Below are 22,182 nucleotides of genomic sequence, written 5' to 3'. Positions count from 1 at the left end.
CACCCACCCCCGGCGGCGGACGCCGCCCGGCCACAGCGGTCGGGGAACACCCGCCCCCTTTCAGGCCGCGGCCTTTTCCGTCCGGCCACCACTGCCCTCACCCTCGCCCGCCCCCTCGGCGGCGGGTGCGGTGCGCAGGGTCAGCAGGGCGGCGAGGGCGCCGGCCACCGCGAGGGCCGCGGCGCCGAGGAAGGCGGCTGAGAAGCCGTCGGTGAGGGCCACCGGGTCGCCGGGTTCACGGGCGCCGTGCGCGGCGGCGATTGCCGTCATGGCGGCGAGGCCCAGCGCGGAGCCGACCTGGTAGCTGGTGTTGACGATCCCCGAGGCGAGACCGCCCTCCTCCGGACGGGCACTGGAGAGCGCGGTGCCGAGCGACGGGATGAACGCCAGCGACATGCCCACCGCGGAGAGCAGGGAGGCGGGCAGCACGTCGACGAGGAAGTTTCCGTCCGGGCGGGCGAGCGAGAGCCAGAACATGCCCGCCCCGAGCGCGAACAGCCCCAGGACGATGAGGGGCTTGGGCCCGAACCGGGAGATCAGGCGCGGCGCCAGGACGATCATCATGATCATGATGGCGACCGTCATGGGCAGCAGCGCGGAGCCGGAAGCGAAGGCGTCGAGCCCCAGGACCTGCTGGAGGTAGAGGTTGAGGAAGAACCACATGGGTATCCACGCGGCGGCCATGAGCAGTTGAGCGATGTTGGCACCGGCCAGGTTGGGCGCCCGCCAGATGCCCAGCCGCATCAGCGGCTCGCGCCGCTTCGACTGGATCGCGACGAACGCGGCGATCAGCACCACGCCGGCCAGGAGCACCAGCCAGGTCTCGGCGGAACCCCAACCGGTCTCGGGGGCACGGACGATGGCGTAGACGGCGGCGGCGAGCCCCGCCGTGACGGTGACCGCGCCGGCCAGGTCGATCGAGCCGCGGCGCCCCGCACCCGAGGGCATGACGGCGGGCGTGGCGATGAGGACGATCACGGCGACGGGGATGTTGATGTAGAACACCCAGGGCCAGCTGGCGTACTGGGTGATGACCCCGCCGAGGAAGACCCCGGCGGTGCCACCGGCCGGGGCGGCCGCACCGTACAGGGCGAACGCCTTCCCCAGCTCCTGGGGCCGTGAGCCGAACAGGGTCATCAGCAGAGTGAGGGCGGACGGGGCGATCAGCGCGGCGCCCACCCCCTGGACGGCCCGCCCGGCCAGCTCGACCCAGACCTGACCGGCGAGCCCCGCGGTCAGGGAGCCCGCGGCGAGGACGACCCATCCGGCACTGAAGAGGCGCTTGGCACCGAGCAGGTCGGACAGCCGCCCGCCGAGCAGCAGCAGCCCTCCGAAGGCGACGACGTAGGCGTTGAACACCCAGGACAGGTTCTCCTGGGAGAAGCCCAGGTCGTCCTGCATCCGGGGCAGGGCCACGCCGATGATCGACGTATCCATGATGACCATGAACTGGGCCAGGGCGATCAGGGCGAGCGCGGACCATCTCCGCGGATCGGCCGGTGCGTTCGGTGCGGCTGATGCAGTCATCGCAGGAACTCCTATACGGGAGGGGGGTATCTGGTCTCGACGCGTCGCAGCATACCCCCGGGGGGTATCAATGGCCAGTGCGGATGTCCGGGAAATCCCTGGGCGGCATACTCGCGTCGGAGCGAAAAGCCCTCGCTCCCCCACTCGCACAAGGAACTCGACGGACAATCAGCAGCTCTGATCGACCCGACGGAACCCGGCCCGGACAGATGAGGGAGAAGAAATGACGAAGACGTATCGCACTGTGGAGTTCGCGGAGTACGGAGGCCCCGAGGTCTTACGCGTGATGGAGCGCGAGGTGCCCGCCCGGGCCCCGGCCAGGTGCTGGTGGCGGTCCGCGCCGCCGGGGTGAACCCGCTGGACTGGCAACTGCGCAGCGGCGCCGTCGCGGCGATGATGCCGGTGGAGTTCCCCTCGGTGCCCGGCGGGGATGTCGCCGGTGTCGTCGCGGGCGTGGGTGCGGACGTGACCGACTTCGCCGTGGGCGACGAGGTCTTCGGTTCGATCGGCTCCGGCGGCTACGCCGAGTTCGCACTCGCACCCGCGGCGCAGCTGGCGCGGAAGCCCGAGGGCGTGTCCTGGGAGGTCGCGGCCGGGTTGCCGGTGGCTGTCAACACGGCGTACCAGGCACTCACGGACCTCGGGGTGAAGTCCGGGGAGACCGTGGTCGTGGACGGGGCCGCCGGTGGCGTCGGGTCCGTGGCCGTGCAGATCGCCGGGCATCTCGGGGCGACCGTGATCGGTACGGCGAGCGAGCGCAACCACGAGTACCTGCGCTCGCTCGGTGCGCAACCCGTGACGTACGGCGAGGACTTCGCCGAGCGGGTTCGCGCCGTCGCGGAGAAGGGCGTTGATGCGGCGTTCGACGCCGCCGGGAAGGGCTCTTTGCCGGCCCTGGTCGAACTGACCGGCACCCCGGATCGCGTGGTCACCATCGCCGATCACCGGGCGGCGGAGCACGGCGTGCGCTTCGTCTTCGCCGGCCCCGACGCGATCCGCGAGCGTCTGGAGCGGGCGGCCGCACTGGTCGAGAGCGGTGACCTCGGCCTGTCCGTGGCCCGGACGTACTCGCTGTCCGAAGCGGCCGACGCCCACCGGGAGAGCGCGGGCGGCCATGTACGCGGCAAGTTGATCATCGCGCCGATCAAGTGATGACCGGCAACGCTCACCCCTGAAAACCGCACTGGATATCGTGCGGATATGAAGATCACAGCATTGGGTCTCGCGATCGGGGTGGTGTTCGGGACCGCGACGGCGCTCGTCAACGCTCTCTCGTCCCCGTACTCGGAGATCGGGATGCCGCTGACGGGCACGGTCGTGGGCATGACGGCCAAGGTGCTGAGTCTGCTGTTGGACGCCGGCTGGTCGTGGGCCGCACTGGCAGTCCTGGCGGGCTGGCTGGCCAGGAGCCTTGTCCGAGGCGCAGTCGCGGGAGCGCTGTCCCTGGTGGGGGCGACGGTGGCGTACTACGTCACCGACTCCGCCGTCGCGGATGCCAGTACGGACATGGGCGCCTGGGTGACGGTGGGTGTGCCGTTCGGGCTGGCCCTCGGCGCGATCGGCTCGGCCATCAGGCGCTCCGGGGCGATCGGTCTGCTTGCCGCGCTGGTGGTTCCCGTGGGGGCGGCGGCGCAGATGATCGTGATGCCACCCCGGCCGCATCTCGCTGTGACCCCGTCCATCCTGGCCGCCGAGGTCATCGTCTGGACCGCCGCCGCGCTCGGTGCCGGGTGGGCGGTGCGCCGCTTCTGGACCCAGCGGAACACGGTCGGGGCGGTCTAGGGCCTTTCGTTCGGATCATGCCGGGCTCGATCCGAACGAGAGGCCCTGACCCGCTGCGACGTCCTGGAGGGAACGAAGGTTCGGACGACGGGGTTACGGGAACCGCCTGAAAGCAGGTGTCACCGCAGTACCGCAGTGACTTCGGTGACGGGGCCGATGCTCCGGCGGAGAGGGCGGGCGGCATGACGAATGCCAGGACACGCGTCGGTAAGGTCGTGCCGCGCGTGGTCCGGTCGGTACAGGGTTGGACGCCGCACCGGCCGCGCCTGGCAGGGGCGGCGATGGGCCTCGGCGCGGCGACGGCGCTGGTGGGATGCGGGCTGGCGAACGCCCTGACGGTGCACGGCCGGTTGCCGGTGCAGGTGTCGCTGGCCGTGGTGTCGGCCGCCGTGGTGCTCGGCCTGCCGGTGATCGTCGCGCCGCCGGAGAAGCGGATGCCGGCGATGGTGCTCTGTCTGGTGGTCCTGGTGATCGCGGTGCCGGCCGGTTTCCGCGACGCCGTACTGAGCGGGCGCGGCGAACAGACACCCGCGACGGTCACCGAGATCACCCGATCCGAGAAGCCGCTCACCGGAGGCGATCAGTACGAGTGCACGATCCGGCTCCCGGACAGCCGCGAGACGTTCGTCGACGGCAAGGAGGTATGCACCGCGTCCACCCGCGTCGGCGACCGCATCCGCGTGTACACCGACCCGCACGACCTGGTCACCGCGAAGGGAAGGGCCCCCACCATCACGTTCCCCGTCCTCGGGACGGTCGTCGCAGTGGCCACACTGCTGCTGGTCGTGGTGACATCCCAGTCGATGGGCCGCAGGCGCCGCGCCCCCGAATAGAACCTCGTACGCACAGGAGCACCCGGACGGGGCCTGCCGGGATCAGGCCGCACGGGCCCGGTCCTGCGTCACAACTCACCCCGGGCGTGCGGCCCTTCACCCCAAGCAGCCATGGCGCCTGTCATGCTCGCTGCCATGCACACACGGATCGAACCGGCCGGGATGGCCGACCTCCATCAGGTCCTTGCCGATCACCCTCGCTACTGGGGAGAACGCGACCTGCGGTCCCTGCATCTTCCGGCGCTGGTGCAGGAGTTCGGTCCGACCTGTCTGGTCGCCCGGGACGAGGAGGGAATCCGCGGATACATCATCGGGTTCGTCACCCCGACCGGCAGCGGGTACGTACATCTCGTCGCCACCCGGGACGATGCCCGCGGCACCGGCCTCGGGCGTTGTCTGTATGCGGCGTTCGCCGACGCCGCGCATCGCCACGGTGCGGTGCGACTGAAGGCGATCACATCAATCGGAAATACCGGCTCGATCGCGTTCCACCGCCGCCTCGGCTTCGACACGAAGATCGTCGATGACTACAACGGTCCCGGCCGGGCCATGGTCGTCTTCCACCGCGCTCTGCCGTTCGACGCAGCACCGACACCTCTCCCGACCCGGCCGGAAGGGTAGCGGGTGAAGTCACGCAGCTGCCTCTTTGTCTTCAAGCCCTTCAAGGGGGACATCCCACCGACTGGTGCCATTCAGAGGAGATCCGTGTGAATCATCGCCAAACGAGTGGCAGTTCATGTAACCGGATCGTCTGTCTCGGTGGTTACTGTTCGGCCTCTTCCGCCGCCGACGTGACCACGGTCTGGTTCGGAGAGTTCCACGACCGGCTGCGCGGGCAGGTCCGCGAGGGCCTTCCAGGGGGCAGACGAGTCGGGCTGTACGCCGGGTTCTGTCGCCCGGTCGCCTCGCGGCGGCCGGGGAGACGGCCATCCATCTAGGACCGGCATTGCTGCCGGTCTCGTGCGGTCTACCCGCGAACTCGGGCGGGCAGCCCTCGATCATTCGCGCAGGGCCGTCTTGCGGCGGCCCCTCTTGACCTTGCTCCGGGTGGGGTTTACCTAGCCGCCTGAGTCACCTCAGGCGCTGGTGGTCTCTTACACCACCGTTTCACCCTTACCGAGGACCGAAGTCCCCGGCGGTCTGTTTTCTGTGGCACTGTCCCGCGGGTCACCCCGGGTGGCCGTTAGCCATCACCCTGCCCTGTGGAGCCCGGACGTTCCTCGGGGAGATCCGAGGATCCCCACGCGGCCGTCCGCCCGGCTCGTCTGCCGTGCCGACCATGCTACCCGTCCGCCGAGGGCCGCCGACCGGGACCGGGCTCAGATGAGTTTCTCGGTCTCCAGGTCGAAGGCGAACGGCGCCGGGAGAGTGAGCCGCCTACCGAACGGGATCGTGCAGTGCTGACGGTAGTCGTCGCCCTCCGGGTCGCTGAACAGCGTCACCGAGGACTGTTCGCGGTCCACCGGAAGGTAGAGCGGGATGGGGCCGCGGGCGTAGCAGTGGCGCTTGTCCGTACGGTCCGCCCGGGGCTTGGTCGAGGTGACCTCGACGACGAGGGCCACCCCCTCGCACGGCATCCAGGGGTCGGCTCCCCGGTACAGGCGCAGTTCGGTGGGGGCGAAGGTGCCGTCGGGAATGACGTGGTTCTTGGGACAGCGTCCGCCGCTTGCCAGCTTCAGTCCCTTGTTCCCGGAAAAGTCCATATCGGTCCGGGCCAGTCTGATCACCTGCTTCATGATCAGACTGATGTAGTCCTCGTGGTCCCCGTCCGGCGGCGGCGTCACGACAATCTCCCCCTCGATCAGCTCGGCCCGGAAGCCCTCCGGCGTATCCAGCGCCAGGAAGCCCTCCAGCAGGACGTCCGCCTGCGTGAGCGGTTCGTGCGGCATGGCAGCCATGTCACGCCCCTTCCTCGGTCGCTCGCCAGATTCGGGCATCGTTCGACCCGCCGTCCGTGAGATGGGATTACGCCCCTCGATCGTGGCACAGGCGGGTGCGGAGTTCACGGATACCGAGGGGTGCGGTGCGTGCTTGACCTTGCCGCAGCGTCAGGGTTTCTACTGGCCACATGCGTATCGGAGAGATCGCCGCGCTCGTCGGGGTCACCTCACGGGCGATCCGGCACTACCACCACATCGGTCTGCTTCCCGAACCCGAGCGCCGGGCCAACGGCTACCGCTCGTACGGCGTGCGGGACGCCGTGGTGCTGGCCCGGATCCGGCGGCTCACCGAGCTGGGGCTCGGGCTGGACGAGGTGCGGGATGTCCTCGGGGACACGGCGGGGCGTGAACTCATGGAGGTGCTGGCCGGGTTGGACGCGGATCTGGCCCGGCAGGAGGCCGGGATCAGGGAGCGGCGGCGGCGGCTGGCCGCGTTGCTGGAAGCGCCGGTGTCCGACGAGGAGACCGTGCCGCCCGCACTCGCCGAGCTGCTGGGCACGGGGCCGGCGACCGGCTCTCCCTCGGCCGACCGGGATCGCGAGCACCTGACGCTGCTGGATGCGGCGGGCACGGGCAGTGAAGTCCGGGCCGCGTTGATGAGGCTGGCCGAGGACCCTGCCGTACCCGTCATGTACGAGCGGCTGGACGCGCTGGCCGGGGCTCCGGTGGACGATCCGCGCATCGCGCCGCTCGCGGCCGACCTCGTGGCCACCGTGCCGGACGAGGTGCTGGCGGCGATCGGGTCGGACGGGCCGGTCGTTCCGGGATTCGGAGAGGCGCTGCTCGACGACTGGGCGCCCGCCCAGGCCGAGGTGGTGCGCCGGGTGATGGCCGGTCTGGCCGAGCGCGTGGCGGGGGTCGGCGACGAGGGGAGCACGGGCGACGAGGGGAGTGCGGGATGAGTGCGCGGGTTGGGCGATGGGCCGTCGGGGGCGCGGCGGTGGCCGAGGTGATTCTGGTGGGCTGTCTGTCGGCCGGGGTCCGGGTGCCGGAGGTGGTGTTGCTCGGGGCCAGGGTGCTGGTGGTGGCGATGCTCGGGTTCGAGGCCGTGGTCCTGGGGCGGCTCCTGCGGGCGGGACGCCGTGCAGGGCTCGGGTGGCGGGAGGCGCTGGCGGCGGCGCTGCGCACGGTCGTACCGGAGCAGGCGCGTCGGCTCGCCGCGCACGAGGTGCGCACCCTGCACAGTCTCGGGCTGTGGCTGCGGGGACGGCGGCACGGTGTTCCAGGAGGTGCGGTCGCCGTCGCGTACACGGGCCCGCAGACCGCGATGATGTACGGCCTGCTCTTCGTCTCCGTGGTCGAGACGGTGATGCTGGCGCTGCTGATCCCTTGGCCCCTGGTGCACGGGATTCTGCTGGTGCTGGACGTGTACGGGGTGTTGTTCGTCCTGGCGCTGCACGCCTCGTGCGTGACCCGGCCGCATGTGGTGGACGCCGACGGGGCGCTGCGGCTCCGCTACGGCGGGCTGTTCGATCTGCGGATCCCCGCCGATGCGGTCGCCGGGGCGCGGGTCGAGCGGCGGTTCCCCGAGGGTGGTCCGGTGCGGGCGGGGGCGGACGGGGTGCTCGATCTCGTCGTCGGCGGGCAGACCACCGTGAGCGTGGAGCTGACCGCTCCGGTGGAGTTCGTGCGACCGCTGGGGAAGCGGGGGCAGGCGCGGGCGGTCCGGTTCCATGCGGATGATCCGGGCGCGGTGGTGGCCGTGCTCGGGCGGGGGCGCGAAGACGCCGGGTGACCGGGCCGGAGCCGGGGACCGCCTCCTCGGGCCGGAGCCGGGGACCGCCTCCTCGGGCCGGGGCCGGAACACCGCCTCCTCGGGCGAGGGGAGACTGCCTCCCCTCCTCCCCGCTCACGCGGGGGCGAAGAGCACCTTCGACGAGCCGGGGTCCGCCTGGGCCAGCCTGACCTGGAGCCGCTCCCCCAGCGGGAGTTTCGTGTCGCCGCCGTCGATCCGGGCGACTACCGCCGGGTCGTCGATGTGGACGGTGCCGGTGGTGGGTTCCTGGTCCGCCACGTCGACCACGTACGCGTCGAAGATCTCGCCGATCCGGTCCTTGAGCAGCGCGGCCTCGACCAGGTCGACGCATTCGCGCTCGACGGTGTTGGCGCGCCTGGTGCCGTCCGCCATCTCCTTCGGCAGGCCGGGCAGTGCGGCGCGTACCCACTCCGGCGGTTCCTGTTCCGCGACGGCGGCGAGGCAGAGCTCGGCCGCGTACCGGTCGACCAGGCGGCGCAGCGGGGCGGTGCAGTGTGTGTAGAGGTCGGCGACGGCGGCGTGGACGGCGGGGGTGGGCAGTTCGCCGTGGTCGAAGACGGTGTAGCCGGCGCCGCGCAGCAGGGTGGTGCACTCCTGGAGGAACGCGGCGTGGTCGGCCCTGTTCGGGTCGAGCGAGCGGACGACCTGGGCGTACGGGACGTGGTGCGGCCAGTCGATGTGGAGTGCGTCGGCCGAGCGGCGGAGCCGGGCCACGGCGCCGTCCGGGGCGACCGGCAGCGTGCGCAGGATGCCGGTGCCGGTCTCGGCCATGAGGTGGGCGGCGGCCATGCCGGTCAGCAGGGAGAGCTGGGCGTTCCAGCCGTCGGCGGGCAGCGGGGCGCGGAATTCGAGGCCGTAGGTGTCGTCGTGCGCGACGATCTCCTGCTCGGGCACGTTGAGGGAGATGCCCCCTCGGGCGACCTCCTGCTCCTCGCGGAGCCGTCCGATGTCGCGGAGCAGGGCCAGGGACTCCTCGGCGGTGCCGGTGTCGATCTGCCGCTGGACGCCCGCGTAGTCGAGTTTGGCGCGGCTGCGGACGAGGGCCCGGCGCACCGAGGTGGCGACGATCCCACCCTCGGTGTCGAGGTCGATCCGCCAGAGTGCGGCGGGGCGGGTCTGCCCCGGCAGGAGGCTGGCGGCGCCCTCGGAGAGCAGGGTGGGGTGGAGCGGCACCTTGCCGTCGGGGAAGTAGAGGGTCGTCGCCCGGCGGTGGGCCTCGGTGTCGAGCGCTCCGCCGGGGCGTACGAAGGCGGCGACGTCGGCGATGGCGTAGTGGACCCGGTAGCCGTGCCGGCGGCGTTCGAGGTGCATGGCCTGGTCGAGGTCGGTCGAGGTGGGCGGGTCGATGGTGAGGAACGGCAGGTCCGTCGCGTCCTCGTGGGCCGATACCACCGGGTCGTTCGCCGCCTGTGCCGCTTCGGCGAGGACCTCGGCCGGGAAGTCGTCGGGAAGGCCGAGCTCGGTGCGCAGTGCGCGCAGGGACGCCCTCAGCGGGGTGTCGGCCGGCCCGGTCATGCGGAGATGGCGGCGGGGCATGGACCGAGCGTAGGTCGGGGCGGGGCGGGCGGCATCCCGGGCGGCGACGTGGCCGGGTGGCGGCCCCGCCCGGTCCCGGCGCGGCAGGGCGGCGGCCCCACCCGGTCCCGGCGCGGCTGGGCGGCGGCCCGGGCGGCGGCACCCCGGACGGTGGCCTGGCCGGGAGACGGTCCGGCCGGGAGACGGTCCGGGCGGCGGCACCCCCGGGAGACGGCCCCGCCCAGTCCCGGCCCGGCCGGGTGGCGGTCCGGGCGGACCCGCCGTCCCCGTACGCTGGCGCGGGGGAACCGGTCCCGCCCCCTGACCGTGCGTACGAAGGAGAACCGCCGTGCTCGTGCTGTTGCCGCCCTCCGAAGGAAAGGCCGCCTCGGGGCGCGGTGCTCCCCTGAAGCCGGAGTCGCTGTCGCTGCCCGGCCTGGCCGAGGCGCGGGCGGCGGTGTTCGACGAGCTGGTCGAGCTGTGCACCGCGGACGAGGAGAAGGCCCGCGAGGTGCTCGGGCTGAGCGAGGGGCTGCGCGGCGAGATCGCGAAGAACGTGGAGCTCCGGACGGCCGGGACGCGTCCGGCCGGGGAGATCTACACGGGCGTGCTGTACGACGCGCTCGGCCTGGCGTCCCTGGACGCGACGGCCAGGCGGCGGGCCGGGAAGTCGCTGCTGGTCTTCTCCGGGCTGTGGGGCGCCGTGCGGGTGGGCGACCGGATTCCGTCGTACCGCTGCTCGATGGGCGTGAAGCTGCCGGGGCTGGGCGCGCTCGGGGCGTACTGGCGTGACCCGATGGCGCGGGTGATGCCGGAGGCGGCCGGCGACGGGCTCGTCCTGGACCTGCGGTCCTCCGCGTACACCGCGGCGTGGAAGCCGAAGGGCGAGGTGGCGGAGCGCACGGCGAGCGTGCGGGTGCTGCACTCCCAGCTGGTGGACGGGGTCGAGAAGCGGTCGGTGGTCAGCCACTTCAACAAGGCGACGAAGGGGCGGCTGGTCCGCGATCTGCTGGTCTCCGGCGCGCGGCCGAAGGGGCCCGCGGAGCTGGTGGAGACCCTGCGCGGGCTCGGATACATGGTGGAGGCCGAGGCTCCGGCACGGGCCGGGCGGGCGTGGTCGATCGATGTCGTGGTGACGGAGATCCACTGAGCCGACGGCCCCCTTCGGATGGGTCACCGAACCATGCGTGTTGCATCATGTGCAACGCTCGTTGCGTACGGTGCGTTCGGCGCGGCAAGATGAGCGCATGACCTCCTCTGTGCTGGACCTCGCCCCCGTCGTGCCCGTAGTCGTCCTGGAGGACGCCGCCGACGCGGTGCCGCTCGCCCGGGCCCTGGTCGCGGGCGGGCTCCCGGCCATCGAGGTGACGCTGCGCACCGCTGCGGCGCTGGACGCGATCAGGGCGATCGCGGCCGAGGTGCCGGACGCGGTGGTCGGCGCCGGCACGGTGATCTCCGGGCAGAACGTCTCCGACACCGTCGCCGCGGGCGCCCGGTTCCTGGTCAGCCCCGGCTGGACGGACCGGCTGCTGGACGCGATGAAGGCCTCGGGGGTGCCGTTCCTGCCGGGCGTCTCCACGACGTCCGAGGTGGTCGCGCTGCTGGAGCGCGGGGTCACCGAGATGAAGTTCTTCCCGGCCGAGGCGGCCGGCGGCACGGCGTACCTGAAGGCGCTCTCCGCGCCGCTGCCGCAGGCCCGGTTCTGCCCGACCGGCGGCATCTCGCCCGCCTCCGCACCGTCCTATCTGACGCTGCCCAACGTCGGCTGTGTGGGCGGGAGTTGGATGGTCCCGGCGGATGCGGTCGCGGCGAAGGACTGGGCGCGGGTGGAGCGGCTGGCCGGCGAGGCGGCTGCACTGCGCGGCTGATTTCCCCGTACCCCCGGCAGAAACGGCGGCTTCGCGCCGCCCCGGGTGAATGCGCTCCGCGCGGGAGCCTCCGCCCGCTGCCTCACCGCAGGTGCGAGGTGTCGTTGAGCAGTCTCACCGACGCGTTGCCGTCCGCGTAGTACGCCACCGCGGAGACCGAGGCCGCCGAGAGCTCCATCCGGAACATGGCCTCCGGCGGGGCGCCGAGTGCCAGCCGGACCAGGGTCTTGATCGGTGTCACATGGGTGACCAGCAGGACGGTGCGGCCCGCGTAGCGGGTGGTGAGGCGGTCGCGGGTGGCCGAGACGCGGCGGGCGACCTCGGCGAAGCTCTCGCCGCCGCCGGTGGGGGCCACCTTCGCGGAGGCGAGCCAGGCGTCCAGGTCGGCGCCGTACCGCTCCCTCACCTCGGCGAACGTCAGGCCCTCCCAGGCGCCGAAGTCCGTCTCGCGCAGGCCCTCCTCGATCCGGACCTCCAGACCGAGCCGGGCCGCGACCGCGGCCGCCGTCTCGCGGCAGCGGCGCAGCGGGGAGCTGACGATCGCCTCGACCGTGCCGCGGTCGGCCAGCGACCGGGCGATGCACTCGGCCTGGTGGCGGCCGGCCACCGAGAGCTCGGGATCGCTGCCGCCGCTGCCGGAGAACCGCTTCTCGGGGGTGAGCGCGGTCTCGCCGTGCCTGAGCAGTACGAAGGTGGCGGGCGCCCCGAGATCGGGCGCCGCGCCCCAGCCGACCCGGGGGGCCGCCGGGGAGGCCGCGGCCGGCCGGGAGGCCAGGGCCGCGCGGGCCTTCGCCGCGCCCGCCGCCGCGTCGCCGGGCGGGCCGGAGACCGGCGGCAGAGCGGAGGCCGCCGAGGACCGGGGGGTGTCGAGGGCGGCCGTCGACGCCGACGGCTCCCACTGCTTGCCGCGCTTGCCCGCGTCCATCGCCTCGTTGGCGAGCCGGTCCGCGTGCTTGTTCTTCTCGCGCGGGATCCACTCGTACGTGACGGCGGAGGCCGGCAGGATCCTGGCGGCCTCCGCCGCGAGCGGCTTCATGTCGGGGTGCTTGATCTTCCAGCGGCCCGACATCTGTTCCACGACCAGCTTGGAGTCCATCCGGACCCGCACCTGGACCGCGCCGTCCGCCGAGGCGTCCGGCACCAGCGCCTTCGCCGCCTTCAGGCCCGCGATGAGGCCCTTGTACTCGGCGACGTTGTTCGTCGCGACGCCGATGTACTCGGCGGCCTCGGCGAGGGTCTCGCCCGTCACCGGGTCGATGACGACCGCTCCGTAACCGGCGGGCCCGGGGTTGCCCCGGGATCCGCCGTCGGCCTCGATGACGAACTGGCGCGGCTGGGTCATTACAGGCCCGACTCCGCCGTACGGACCAGGATGCGGCGGCAGTTCTCGCAGCGCAGGACGGTGTCCGGGGAGGCCGCCTTCACGTCGTTGACCTCGGTGATGTTCAGTTCGAGGCGGCAGCCCTCGCAGCGGCGCTGGTAGAGGCGGGCAGCGCCGACCCCGCCCTGCTGGACACGGAGCTTGTCGTACAGCTTCAGCAGGTCCGCGGGGACGGAACCGGCGACGAGCTCGCGCTCCTTGGTGACGGTCGCGGCCTCCTCGTCGAGCTCCTTGGTCGCGGCGTCGCGGCGGGCGGTCGCGTCGTCGGTCTTGGCCTGGACGGCGGAGACCCGGTCGGACAGCTCGGTGACGCGCTCCTGGGCGGACTCGCGGCGCTCCATCACTTCGAGGACGACGTCCTCCAGGTCGCCCTGGCGCTTGGCCAGCGAGGTGATCTCGCGCTGGAGGCTCTCCAGGTCCTTCGGCGAGGTGACCGCGCCGGAGTCGAGACGCTGCTGGTCGCGGGCGGCGCGCTGGCGCACCTGGTCGACGTCCTGCTCCGCCTTGGTCTGCTCGCGGGCGGTGTCGCTCTCCTCGGTCTGCGAGGCGACCAGCAGGTCGCGCAGTTGCGCGAGGTCGCTGGTGAGCGACTCGATCTCGGCGTGCTCGGGCAGCGACTTGCGCCGGTGCGCGAGCTGCGACAGGCGTACGTCGAGGGCCTGGACGTCGAGGAGTCGGATCTGGTCGGCGGGCGCGGCGTTCAGTTGGGGGCTCCAGAAGAGTGGTGGGTGGTGGTGGTCCAGGGGTCGGTGACCTGCTTCGAGACGTGGACCCGCAGGTCCCATCCGTGGCGGTCGGAAATCGCGTCGAGCTGCGCCGCGGCCTGTTCGCACCAGGGCCATTCGGTGGCCCAGTGGGCGGCGTCGATCAGGCCGAGCGGGGAGTGCTGGACGGCTTCGGAGGCCGGGTGGTGGCGCAGGTCGGCGGTGAGGAAGGCGTCGACCCCCGCGGCGCGCACCGCGTCGAAGAGGCTGTCGCCGGAGCCGCCGCTGACCGCGACGGTGCGCACCGTCGCCGCCGGGTCGCCGGCGAGCCGGATGCCCTGCGCGGTGGCGGGCAGCCGGGCAGCCGCGCGGGCGGCGAGATCGGCCAGGGTCTCGGGGTGGTCGAGCACGCAGATCCGGCCGAGGCCGCGCCGGCCCTTCGGGTCGGACGGGTCCGGTACGAGGGGGCCTTCGACGCGCAGGTCGAGTGCGCCGGCCAGGGCGTCGGAGACGCCCGGGTCGGCGGTGTCGGCGTTGGTGTGCGCGACGTGCAGCGCGATGTCGTGCTTGATGAGGGTGTGCACGACCCGGCCCTTGAAGGTGTCGGCCGCGACCGTCGTCGTGCCCCGCAGATAGAGCGGGTGGTGAGTGACGATCAGCTGGGCGCCGAGCCGGATCGCCTCGTCGGCGATCTCGTGGACGGGATCGACGGCGAAGAGGACGCGGTCGACGACGGCGTCGGGGTCTCCGCAGACGGTGCCGACCGCGTCCCAGCTTTCGGCCCGCTCGGGCGGCCAGAGAGCGTCGAGCTCGGCGAGGACATCAGACAGACGGGGCACAAGCAAAGGCTACCTGCCCTCCGCGCCCCGTCGCCCATGGCTGTGGCGGTCCATGCGGACCGCCACAGTCCGCTCGGGACCGGTCACCGGGACCGGTCACCGATCGTGGATGACGCCGTTACTTCACGAGGTCGGCGCGGAGGTCGTCGAGGACCAGGTCCGCGGCCGTGACACCGAGGCCGAGGTACCAGGTCTCGTCGGAGACGTTCTTGGCCCGGCCCTCCTTGACGGCCTTGAGGTTCTTCCACAGCGGGTTGGCCTGGGTGGTGTCCCGCTTGGTGGCCTTCACGTCGCCGTACACACCGGTGAAGATCCAGTCGGCGTCGGCCTCGTCGATCTTCTCCGGGCTGATCTCCGCGGCGAGGTCGTCGATCTGCTGGTTCTCGGGCCGCGGCAGACCGGCGTCGTCGAGGATCGTGCCGATGAAGGACGCCTTGGCGTAGAGGCGGATGCGGTCCGGCAGGTAGCGGACCATGGAGATGGTCGGCTTGTCCGGGCCGATGTCCTCGCCGAGCTTCTTCGCCTTCGCCTCGTAGGCGCCGAGCTCGCTCTCGGCCTTGGCGGTCCTGTCCAGCGCCGCGGCGTTGAGGAGGTAGTTCTCCTTCCAGGTGAAGCCCGGACGGATGGAGAACACGGTCGGCGCGATCTTGGAGAGCGCGTCGTACTTGTCGGCGGCGCGCAGCTGGCTGCCGAGGATCAGGTCGGGCTTCAGGCCGGCGATCGCCTCAAGGTTGAGGTTGTTGATCGTGCCGACGTTCTTCGGGTTGCCCGCGTCCTTCTTCAGGTACGAGGGAATGGCCGCGTCGCCCTCCGAGGGGGCGTAGCCGACCGGCTTCACACCCAGCGAGACGACGTTGTCGAACTCGCCGACGTCCAGCACGACGACGCGCTTGGGGGCGGACTTGAGCTCCGTCTTGCCCATGGCGTGGGTGAGGGTCCGGGGGAACTCGCCCGCCTCGGCATCCGTCCCGTACGCCGCCGTCTTCTTCGCGGCGTCGCCGAAGTCCTTGCCGCCGGTGGCGACGGCGGCCTTCTTGTCGCCACCCTCCGCCTTGGCCGAACCGCCCGGCTTTCCGTCGTCGCTCCCGCAGGCCGAGAGGGAGAGGGCGGCAGCCACCGCCAGGCCGACTGCGGCTGTGCCGCGGCGACGAAGGGACATCACTTGCTCCAGTTGTAAGGGTCACACAGGTATTGCTTAGGGCTGCCTAACCTTACGCACCCGCCTCGCTCCCAGCACAGCCACCCCCTCCCTCTCAGGCGAATCCGGGCATCACCACCCTTATGTGTGAAGAGGTGGGTCTGGTGTTGTTCGGCAGGAAGTGCGAAAACTAGCTTCGGTCGCCGGAGGTGACCATTCCATGACTGCCTGTGCCATCGAGAACGGGACCGCGGAGGCGACCGGGGCCGCCCCGGACGCCGGGAGCACCGCGAACACCGGAGAAACGGTCCTGGAGGACAGCGCGCCGGACGATCCGCCGGACGACCCCGGTGGGCCGGGCGGCGCATCCCCCGGGGCGCCTCCCGTCGCGCCCGCGTTCACGATCTCCGCGGACGGCTCGTACGCGGCCCGGCTCGCGCTCGCGGGAGTGACGGCGGACCCGTCCGAGGGGGCCGGCGGGGCGGGCGAGGCGTGGTTCGTGGAGCGCTGGACGCTCGACGGGCACGAGCCGTACGCCGTGCCGCTCCCCCTGGACCAGCCGGAGGAGCCGGACTCCGAGGTGCTGCCGCTGGCCGACGGGCGGGTACTGATCCGGCGCCGGGTGGCGGACCGGCACGCGGTGTCGCTGCTCTATCCGACCGGCCCCGGCACCGGTGAACTCCCGCTCGGCGCCGTCGAGTGCGCGGAGCTGACCCTGCTGCCGCCGTCGCCGGACGGCGTGAGCGCGTACGCGCTGTCGGCCGGTCCGCGCGCCACCTCCGTCTGGCTGGTGGCGGGCGGCGCCTTCGGGCCCGAGCTGGTCGCGGAGGTACCGGGGCGCTGCTCCGGCGGCGTCTGGCTGGACCGGGCGGGCCGGATGCTGGCCCTGGACCGGGAGATGCCGGGCGGCGGCCCGGTCAAGGCGGTCGCCGTGGACCTGGAGCGGGGCGGCGAGGTGACGCCGCTGCTGCAGATCGCCCCGGACAGCAACGACCGGCTGCTGCTCGCCGACCCGGACAGCGGGCTGCTGCTGATCCGCTCGGACGCGCCGGGGCACGACCGGCTGGGGTGGGGGGTGCTCGGCAGTTGTCTGCCGGTGCGCTTCCCGGAATGCCTGCGCCCGGCCGATGTGGCGGTGACGCCGTTCGCGGTGCAGCCGGGCCAGATGCTGATGCCGGAGAGCTGCGCGGTGGCGCTGCGGATCGACGGCTCGGCGGGCAGCTGGGTCGGGGTGTGGCGTCCGGCCGGGCGCCGGCTGCATCAACTCGCCGCCCCCGAGGGGTGGCAGGCCGGACGCGGCGTGTGGACCCGGGACGGTGTGCTCAGACTCCCGTACGCCGGCGGTGACGTGGCGTGCGGCGTGGCCCTGCTGGAGGCCCCGGCGGACGAGGAACCCGGGGCGTGGCCGTCGTCGGGATGCGGCGCGGGAAGCGGTATGCAACCGTCCGCCGGCGCCGTGCCTCTACCCGTGTGCAAGCCGGTTCCACTGGGGCAGGCGCCTCTCACGGGGCGCATGGTGCCTGGTTAAAATCTGGGCCCGGGCCACGCAGTCGTGTCCGACGGTCGCCGGCGGTGACCGTGCCGGGGCGCGGCCGGCGTGATCGGCCCTGGGACACACACATGTAAGCGATCACAACGGGGTGACTTCCCATCATGTCTGAAGCCCGAACCGACCCGACCCAGACGCGTCCGGAGGACGCCGACCGGGCCGAAGCCGGCGGCTACGGAAAGCACCGAGGGGGTGAGTCGATGGACGACACGTCTGCACAGCCGCACGGCCGCCACCGCCGCCCCTCCGAGGGGGACAGCCGGGCGGCCTGACCGCGCGGAACGTCGACGAACGAGGGACGGGTGGGCCCCGGCGGCCGGACGGCTGCCGGGGCCCACCCGTTTCCCCGACGCGCTCGTCAGCCCCGCTTCAGGCCGAGCACCTCGGCCGCGGCGAAGGTCTCGTTCGGCGGGCGGTCCTGGTAGTAGGGCGAGATCAGCTCGTCCAGTTCGTCGAAGGAGAACGTCTCCTTCGAGGAGTCGAACTTCGCCGCCACCCTCGGGCGTTCGACGATCGCGACCATCCCGCCGTGCACCACGAGCAGCTGCCCGTTGACCTTGGCGGCGGCCGGGGAGGCCAGATAGCCGACCAGCGGCGCGACGTGCTCGGGGGCGAGCGCGTCGAGCCGGCCGTCCGCCGGTTCCTGGAAGCCCGCGAAGACGTCCTCGGTCATCCGGGTGCGGGCCCGCGGGCAGATGACGTTGGCGGTGACGCCGTACCTGGCCAGGGCCAGGGCCGTGGAGGTGGTGAGGCCGACGATGCCGCCCTTGGCCGCCGCGTAGTTCGGCTGGCCCGCCGAGCCGGCCAGGAACGCCTCCGACGAGGTGTTGACGATCCGCCCGTGGACCGGGCCGCCGGACTCCTTGGAGCGGGTGCGCCAGTGCGCGGCGGCGAAGTGCGTGGTGTTGAAGTGGCCCTTGAGGTGGACCCTGATGACCGAGTCCCACTCGTCCTCGGTCATCGAGAAGATCATCCGGTCGCGCAGGATGCCCGCGTTGTTGACCAGGATGTCGAGCTTTCCGTAGGTGTCGACGGCCAGCTCCACCAGGGCGCGGGCCTGTTCGTGGTCGGAGACGTCGCCGAGGTGCGCGACGGCCCGGCCGCCCGCGGCCCGGATCTCCTCGGCGACCTCCTCGGCGGGCGTCGCGGACGCCTCGCCGGAGCCGTCGCGGCCCGGCTGCCCGTAGTCGTTGACGACCACGGACGCGCCCAGCCCCGCCAGTTCCAGCGCTTCGGCGCGTCCGAGGCCGCGGCCGGCGCCGGTGACGATCGCGGACATGCCGTCCAGGGGAAGTGACATCGGAATCTCTCCAGTCCTCTCGGGAGGGGCGGGGCAGGGGTCAGAGTTCGACGCAGGTGCGCAGCGACTCGCCGGTCCGCATCTGGTCGAGCGCGTCGTTGATCCCGTCGAGCCGCACCCGGTGGGTGATCATCGATTCGAGGTCGATCCGGCCGGCCCGCCAGAGCGCGATGGCCCGTTCGTACGAGCGGAGCACATCGCCTCCCCCGTACATGGAGGGCAGGATCCGCTTCTCGTCGAAGAACAGCTCGAACATGTTGACCTGGAAGTTGTCGTCCATCGCACCCGCGCCGACGATGCACAGGGTGCCGCCGCGCCGGGTGTTCTCGTACGCCGTGCGGGCGGTGGCCGACTTGCCGACGACCTCGAAGACGTAGTCGAAGCCCTCGCCCGCGGTGACCCGCTGCTTGGCGTCGGCGAACTCGTCGGGCGACACCGCCTCGGTCGCGCCGAACCGCAGCGCCGCCTCGCGCCGGGAGGCGACCGGGTCCACGGCCACGATCTGGGCGGCGCCCTGCACCCTGGCGCCCTGGATCGTGGAGATGCCGACGCCGCCGCAGCCGATCACGGCGACCGACGAACCCGCCTCCACCTGCGCGGTGTTGATGGCCGCGCCGAGCCCGGTGGTCACCCCGCAGCCGATCAGTGCGGCGATCTCGAACGGTACGTCGTCGGGGATCGGCACCGCGCAGCCCGCGCCGACGACGACCTCCTCGGTGAAGGTGCCGGTGCCCGCGAAGCCGAACACGTCGCCGCCGGGGCGCTTGAAGTTGGGGGTGCCCGCGTTCATGAAGCCGGCCAGGCAGAGCTGGGTCTGGCCGCGCTTGCAGGACGGACACGCCCCGCAGGCGGGCAGCCAGCAGACCAGCACCCGGTCCCCGGCGCTCAGTCCCGTGACGCCGTCGCCGACGTCCATGACCTCGCCGGCGCCCTCGTGGCCCGGGATGAACGGGGCGGGCTGCGGCAGCACCCCGCTCATCGCGGAGACATCGGAGTGGCACAGGCCCGTGGCCCGGATGCGGAGCCTGACCTTGCCGGGGCCGAAGCCCACCGCCTCGACGTCGTCGAGGACTTCGAGTTTGTCCTGGCCTATCTCGTGCAGTACGGCTGCGCGCATGGTGCGGCTCCCCTCATGGGCCTGCGGAACGTAGGGCCGGTGGAACGTGGTCCGGTGGAACGTGGTCCGGTGGAACGTGGAGCAGTGCTCCTCTTGGAGTCGGTTCGGGTTCAGGAGTGTTCGACGAAGGTGTCGCCGAGGACCGGAGCGTTGTCCCGCTCCACGGCCTTCACCTCGACCCGCACCTGGTTCCCGGCGGTCCACATCTCGATGCGGAGGGTCTCGCCGGGGAAGACGACACCGACGAAGCGGGTGCGGCAGGAGCGGATCCGGGACACGTCGCCGCCCAGGACCGTGTCGGTGACGGCCTTCAGCGTCATGCCGTAGGTGCACAGTCCGTGCAGGATCGGCCGGTCGAAGCCGGCCAGCGCGGCGAACTCGGGGTCGGCGTGCAGCGGGTTCCAGTCCCCGGAGAGGCGGTACAGCAGCGCCTGGTCCGGGCGGACGGGCCGCCGCACGATGTGGTCCGGGGCGACCGCGGGGTGGGCGACCCGCTCGGAGGGCCCGCGTTCACCGCCGAAGCCGCCCTCGCCCCGGACGTAGATCTGGGCGTCGTTGGTCCACAGCGGGCCCTCCTCGTCGGCTGCCTCGGTGCGCAGCACCAGCACGGCCGCCTTGCCCTTGTCGTACACCGCGGCGACCTTCGAGGTCTGTACGGCGCTGCCGCTCACCGGGATCGGCCGGTGCACCCGTACGCTCTGCCCGCCGTGCAGGACGGCGGCGAGGTCGATGTCGACGCCGGGCGAGGAGAGTCCGCCGACGACGCCCATGCCGGCGCCCGCGACGGTGGCGAAGGAGGGCAGCACCTGGAGCCGGGACTCCAGCGTGTAGCGCAGCTCGTCGGGGTGGGTGGCGGCATCGGCCCGGTCGGGGTCGGAGCCGGCGCCGATCCCGAGGTGGTAGAGCTGGACGTCCTTGTGGCCCCAGCTGATCCGGGTGGAGCGGGGTTCGGCGGCGAGAGCCTTTTCGGCATCAATGGGCATGGGAGAGCTGCTCCTTGATGGTGGGAAGACCTCGGCGCGGCCGTCCGCACCGTCGGCCGCACCGAGGTCGCGCGGGACCGGCCGCCACGCCCGTTCTAGAACGCGTTCTAGCCGATGAACCCATGTATAACGCAGCGCCCAGCAGTTGTGAAGACCGTTGCTGACGCTGCGTCAGATCGATCTGCGGGCCGCCGCCCGGCCATGACATATGTCATGGCGAAGTCCGTACACACACATCTGCCCGGGGCCCCGGCCGCCTCCGTAGCGTCATACCCATGAAACGGACAACGGGGAGCGGAGCCGCGGTGGACCTCACCGGGGTGGTCAAGACCTTCGGCCGGGCGGGGCGCAGCGTACGGGCCGTGGACGGGATCGATCTGTCCATCGGCCGCGGCGAGACCGTCGCCCTGCTCGGCCGCAACGGCGCGGGCAAGTCCAGCACCATCCGGCTGCTGCTCGGCCTCGACGTTCCGGACTCGGGCACGGTGCGGGTGCTGGACCGGGCCGCGGAGCACGCGGTACGGGACGGTCTGGTCGGCGCCATGCTCCAGGACGGGCGGCCCATCCAACGGGTCACCGTCCGCGAGCTGATCGACTTCGTCGCCTCGACATATCCGGCGCCGATGCCGGTCTCCGAGGCGCTCGCGCTGGCCGGGGTGAGCGACTACGCGAACCGGCGCATCGACAAGCTCTCCGGCGGCCAGACCCAGCGCGTCCGCTTCGCCGTGGCGCTGGCCGGAAATCCGGAGCTGATCGTCCTGGACGAGCCGACCGCCGCCCTGGACGTGGAGGCCCGGCGCACGTTCTGGGACTCGATGCGGGCCTACGCCCGACGCGGCAACACCGTCCTGTTCTCCACCCACTACCTGGAGGAGGCCGACGAGAACGCGGACCGGATCGTCGTCATCGACCGGGGCCGGATCGTCGCGGACGGCACCGGCGACGCGATCCGGGGCTCGGCCGGCCGCAGCCTCGTCTCGTTCGACCTGGCGGGCGGCCCGACCGAGGGCCTGGAGCGGCTGCCCGGCGTGGTCACCGTGGAGGTGTCCGGGGACCGGGCGCTGCTGTACACCGACGACTCGGACGCCACCGTCCGGGAGCTGGCCCGCCTGGACGCGATCCGCGACCTCCAGGTCTCCCGGGCCACACTGGAGGACGCGTTCCTCTCCCTCACCGCACCCGCCGCGGCCCCCGTGTCCGATTCCGAGAGGGAGACCGCCTGATGTACCGCTACATCGTGCTCGAAATCCGCCGGACCCTGCGCGACGGCTTCTTCCTGATCTTCGGGACCGGGATGCCGGTGATGATGTACCTGCTCTTCACCAACATCGGCGGCGGCAACGACGTCGACGGCTGGAAGACCGCCTCGATGGTCGGCATGGCCGCGTACGGGGCGCTGGGCTCGGCCATGTCGATCGGTACGGGGGTCGCCTCCGACAAGACGCTCGGCTGGCTGGACCAGCTGCGGGTCACCCCGCTCGCCCCTTCACAGGCGGTCGTGGGCCGCGCGATCAGCGGTTCGGTGACGGTCCTGCCGACGATCCTCACGGTGCTGCTGACCGGCGGGCTGGTCAACGGGGTGCGGCTGGACGCCTGGCAGTGGATCGCGCTGGTGCTGCTGCTGTGGATCGGCGCGCTGCCGTTCACCATGCTCGGGCTCGGCAACGGCTACCGGCTCACCCCGCAGGGCACCGGGGTGGTCAATGTGGCCTGTCTGATGGGCTTCGGGATCGTCGGCGGGCTGTGGTTCCCGCTGGAGCTGCTGCCCGGGTGGCTGCGCTCCATCGGCAGGTTCACCCCGGCCAACCGCTTCGCCGACCTGGGCTGGGCCACCACCGAGGGCCACGCGCCCGGCGCCGGCACGATCGGGGTGCTGTGCGGATGGCTCCTGCTGTTCGGTACGTACGCCGTGATCTCGTACCGTCGGTCCGCGAGGACCGTGTGATCCGT

The 22,182-nt window shown here is 72.2% G+C and carries 21 protein-coding genes, 1 other RNA gene and 1 pseudogene; 12 read left to right on the top strand and 11 right to left on the bottom strand.

The genetic code is table 11. The annotated features are described in order from the left end of the window. Positions 1 to 60: 60 nt before the first annotated feature. The gene (locus ACFVH0_RS05005) at positions 61 to 1,527 is read right to left on the bottom strand and encodes an MFS transporter (protein WP_385818053.1); all 1,467 of its coding nucleotides are present in this window, start codon (positions 1,525 to 1,527) and stop codon (positions 61 to 63) included. 223 nt (positions 1,528 to 1,750) lie between these two features. Here ACFVH0_RS05005 and ACFVH0_RS05000 point away from each other — a divergent pair. From ACFVH0_RS05000 to ACFVH0_RS04985, 4 genes and pseudogenes are all read left to right on the top strand, one after another. Beyond that, a pseudogene (locus ACFVH0_RS05000) lies at positions 1,751 to 2,679 on the top strand (NADP-dependent oxidoreductase). Between the two features lie 48 nt (positions 2,680 to 2,727). Beyond that, entirely contained in the window at positions 2,728 to 3,309 is a 582-nt protein-coding gene (locus ACFVH0_RS04995; protein WP_385818052.1) for a hypothetical protein, read from the top strand. Positions 3,310 to 3,491: 182 nt separating this feature from the next. Further along, positions 3,492 to 4,142: a hypothetical protein gene (locus ACFVH0_RS04990; RefSeq protein ID WP_385818051.1), complete on the top strand. Its 651-nt coding sequence runs from the start codon at positions 3,492 to 3,494 to the stop codon at positions 4,140 to 4,142. Positions 4,143 to 4,277: 135 nt separating this feature from the next. Beyond that, a complete protein-coding gene (locus ACFVH0_RS04985; RefSeq protein WP_385818050.1) occupies positions 4,278 to 4,763 on the top strand; it encodes a GNAT family N-acetyltransferase in 486 nt (161 codons plus the stop codon). A gap of 241 nt (positions 4,764 to 5,004) precedes the next feature. Here ACFVH0_RS04985 and rnpB read toward each other — a convergent pair. Both rnpB and ACFVH0_RS04975 read right to left on the bottom strand, forming a co-directional pair. After that, an RNA gene (gene rnpB / locus ACFVH0_RS04980) (RNase P RNA component class A) lies at positions 5,005 to 5,406 on the bottom strand. A gap of 55 nt (positions 5,407 to 5,461) precedes the next feature. Continuing rightward, positions 5,462 to 6,031, bottom strand: coding sequence for a Uma2 family endonuclease (locus ACFVH0_RS04975; RefSeq protein ID WP_385818074.1), 570 nt, complete (start codon positions 6,029 to 6,031; stop codon positions 5,462 to 5,464). A gap of 179 nt (positions 6,032 to 6,210) precedes the next feature. Between ACFVH0_RS04975 and ACFVH0_RS04970 the strand changes: the two genes are divergently transcribed. Beyond that, positions 6,211 to 6,984 carry a MerR family transcriptional regulator gene (locus ACFVH0_RS04970; protein WP_385818049.1) on the top strand — a complete coding sequence of 258 codons (774 nt, stop codon included), beginning with the start codon at positions 6,211 to 6,213 and terminating at the stop codon, positions 6,982 to 6,984. Next, entirely contained in the window at positions 6,981 to 7,817 is an 837-nt protein-coding gene (locus ACFVH0_RS04965) for a hypothetical protein (RefSeq protein ID WP_385818048.1), read from the top strand. Before ACFVH0_RS04970 ends, ACFVH0_RS04965 begins: the two co-directional genes overlap by 4 nt. Positions 7,818 to 7,931: 114 nt before the next feature. Here the strand turns inward: ACFVH0_RS04965 and ACFVH0_RS04960 are convergent, their stop codons facing one another. After that, positions 7,932 to 9,374 carry an RNB domain-containing ribonuclease gene (locus tag ACFVH0_RS04960; RefSeq protein ID WP_385818047.1) on the bottom strand — a complete coding sequence of 481 codons (1,443 nt, stop codon included), beginning with the start codon at positions 9,372 to 9,374 and terminating at the stop codon, positions 7,932 to 7,934. 328 nt (positions 9,375 to 9,702) lie between these two features. Here ACFVH0_RS04960 and yaaA point away from each other — a divergent pair, with 328 nt between their 5' ends. Both yaaA and eda read left to right on the top strand, forming a co-directional pair. Next, positions 9,703 to 10,503, top strand: coding sequence for a peroxide stress protein YaaA (gene yaaA, locus ACFVH0_RS04955; RefSeq protein WP_385818046.1), 801 nt, complete (start codon positions 9,703 to 9,705; stop codon positions 10,501 to 10,503). 97 nt (positions 10,504 to 10,600) lie between these two features. Beyond that, positions 10,601 to 11,221: a bifunctional 4-hydroxy-2-oxoglutarate aldolase/2-dehydro-3-deoxy-phosphogluconate aldolase gene (gene eda, locus ACFVH0_RS04950; protein ID WP_385818045.1), complete on the top strand. Its 621-nt coding sequence runs from the start codon at positions 10,601 to 10,603 to the stop codon at positions 11,219 to 11,221. Positions 11,222 to 11,303: 82 nt separating this feature from the next. Here the strand turns inward: eda and ACFVH0_RS04945 are convergent, their stop codons facing one another. The 4 genes from ACFVH0_RS04945 to ACFVH0_RS04930 all read right to left on the bottom strand — a co-directional run bounded on the left by ACFVH0_RS04945 (position 11,304) and on the right by ACFVH0_RS04930 (position 15,304). After that, positions 11,304 to 12,563 (bottom strand): bifunctional RNase H/acid phosphatase, encoded by a 1,260-nt coding sequence (locus tag ACFVH0_RS04945; RefSeq protein WP_385818044.1) that lies wholly within the window; start codon positions 12,561 to 12,563, stop codon positions 11,304 to 11,306. After that, positions 12,563 to 13,306 (bottom strand): zinc ribbon domain-containing protein, encoded by a 744-nt coding sequence (locus ACFVH0_RS04940; RefSeq protein WP_385818073.1) that lies wholly within the window; start codon positions 13,304 to 13,306, stop codon positions 12,563 to 12,565. Before ACFVH0_RS04940 ends, ACFVH0_RS04945 begins: the two co-directional genes overlap by 1 nt. Then, entirely contained in the window at positions 13,303 to 14,145 is an 843-nt protein-coding gene (locus ACFVH0_RS04935; RefSeq protein WP_385818043.1) for a Nif3-like dinuclear metal center hexameric protein, read from the bottom strand. The genes ACFVH0_RS04940 and ACFVH0_RS04935 overlap by 4 nt, the downstream gene beginning before the upstream one ends. A 118-nt stretch (positions 14,146 to 14,263) precedes the next feature. After that, positions 14,264 to 15,304 carry an ABC transporter substrate-binding protein gene (locus tag ACFVH0_RS04930; protein ID WP_385818042.1) on the bottom strand — a complete coding sequence of 347 codons (1,041 nt, stop codon included), beginning with the start codon at positions 15,302 to 15,304 and terminating at the stop codon, positions 14,264 to 14,266. Between the two features lie 199 nt (positions 15,305 to 15,503). Between ACFVH0_RS04930 and ACFVH0_RS04925 the strand changes: the two genes are divergently transcribed. Both ACFVH0_RS04925 and ACFVH0_RS04920 read left to right on the top strand, forming a co-directional pair. Then, positions 15,504 to 16,811 carry a hypothetical protein gene (locus tag ACFVH0_RS04925; protein ID WP_385818041.1) on the top strand — a complete coding sequence of 436 codons (1,308 nt, stop codon included), beginning with the start codon at positions 15,504 to 15,506 and terminating at the stop codon, positions 16,809 to 16,811. Positions 16,812 to 16,936: 125 nt separating this feature from the next. After that, positions 16,937 to 17,104, top strand: a complete 168-nt coding sequence (locus ACFVH0_RS04920) for a hypothetical protein (RefSeq protein WP_259933563.1) — start codon at positions 16,937 to 16,939, stop codon at positions 17,102 to 17,104. A gap of 86 nt (positions 17,105 to 17,190) precedes the next feature. Here ACFVH0_RS04920 and ACFVH0_RS04915 read toward each other — a convergent pair whose 3' ends face one another. The 3 genes from ACFVH0_RS04915 to ACFVH0_RS04905 all read right to left on the bottom strand — a co-directional run bounded on the left by ACFVH0_RS04915 (position 17,191) and on the right by ACFVH0_RS04905 (position 20,232). Next, positions 17,191 to 18,132: a 3-oxoacyl-ACP reductase gene (locus ACFVH0_RS04915; RefSeq protein ID WP_385818040.1), complete on the bottom strand. Its 942-nt coding sequence runs from the start codon at positions 18,130 to 18,132 to the stop codon at positions 17,191 to 17,193. Positions 18,133 to 18,172: 40 nt separating this feature from the next. Then, positions 18,173 to 19,249 (bottom strand): Zn-dependent alcohol dehydrogenase, encoded by a 1,077-nt coding sequence (locus ACFVH0_RS04910; RefSeq protein WP_385818039.1) that lies wholly within the window; start codon positions 19,247 to 19,249, stop codon positions 18,173 to 18,175. A 110-nt stretch (positions 19,250 to 19,359) separates the two neighbouring features. Beyond that, positions 19,360 to 20,232 carry a MaoC/PaaZ C-terminal domain-containing protein gene (locus ACFVH0_RS04905; protein WP_385818038.1) on the bottom strand — a complete coding sequence of 291 codons (873 nt, stop codon included), beginning with the start codon at positions 20,230 to 20,232 and terminating at the stop codon, positions 19,360 to 19,362. Between the two features lie 275 nt (positions 20,233 to 20,507). Between ACFVH0_RS04905 and ACFVH0_RS04900 the strand changes: the two genes are divergently transcribed. Continuing rightward, the gene (locus ACFVH0_RS04900) at positions 20,508 to 21,455 is read left to right on the top strand and encodes an ABC transporter ATP-binding protein (RefSeq protein ID WP_385818037.1); all 948 of its coding nucleotides are present in this window, start codon (positions 20,508 to 20,510) and stop codon (positions 21,453 to 21,455) included. Then, positions 21,455 to 22,177 carry an ABC transporter permease gene (locus ACFVH0_RS04895; RefSeq protein WP_385818036.1) on the top strand — a complete coding sequence of 241 codons (723 nt, stop codon included), beginning with the start codon at positions 21,455 to 21,457 and terminating at the stop codon, positions 22,175 to 22,177. The genes ACFVH0_RS04900 and ACFVH0_RS04895 overlap by 1 nt, the downstream gene beginning before the upstream one ends. Positions 22,178 to 22,182 lie beyond the last annotated feature (5 nt).

Source organism: Streptomyces sp. NPDC127117 (assembly GCF_042677325.1).
GTDB lineage: Bacteria > Actinomycetota > Actinomycetes > Streptomycetales > Streptomycetaceae > Streptomyces.
This window is presented reverse-complemented; position numbering and strand designations above follow the sequence as displayed.